Origin of the sequence: Streptomyces sp. 13-12-16 (assembly GCF_002114215.1) — a bacterium.
GTDB lineage: Bacteria > Actinomycetota > Actinomycetes > Streptomycetales > Streptomycetaceae > Streptomyces.
Genome location: NZ_NCTE01001078.1, coordinates 1 through 565, shown reverse-complemented (window position 1 = coordinate 565; position 565 = coordinate 1). Strand labels below are relative to the sequence as shown.

Here is a 565-nt window from a genome sequence, read left to right as displayed (position 1 = left end):
CGGCCGCAGAGGCCGCCTTCGCACCGGTCGGCGGGCCCGCCGAGCCCGAGGCGGACACGGCCCCGGGCGGTGTCCTCGCCCGCGTCCGTGCCCTGTCCGGCGCACGGCGGGGGAGGATCACCCTCGCACTGCTGCTCGGCACCCTCGCCCTGGGGAGCGCCGTCGGGCTCATGGCGACCTCCGGGTGGCTCATCTCCCGGGCCTCCCAGCAGCCGCCCGTGCTGTATCTGATGATGGCCGTGACGGCGACCCGCGCCTTCGGCATCGGCCGGGCCGTGTTCCGCTACGCCGAGCGGCTCGTGTCGCACGACGCCGTGCTGCGCATGCTGGCCGACGCCCGGGTCGCGGTGTACCGGCGCCTCGAGCGGCTGGCGCCCGCCGGACTGCGCGGCGCCCACCGGGGCGACCTGCTCTCCCGGCTGGTCTCCGACGTGGACGCGCTCCAGGACTACTGGCTGCGCTGGCTGCTGCCGGCCGGCGCGGCCGTCGCCGTCTCCGCCCTGTCCGTCGGCTTCACCGCCTGGCTGCTGCCCGGGGCCGGGGCCGTGCTCGCGGCCGGGCTGCT

General features: G+C 77.9%; 1 pseudogene. It reads left to right on the top strand.

Annotation, left to right across the window (positions count from 1 at the left end):
• Positions 1–565 (top strand): annotated as a pseudogene (locus B7767_RS35490) (ABC transporter); the annotation flags it as partial.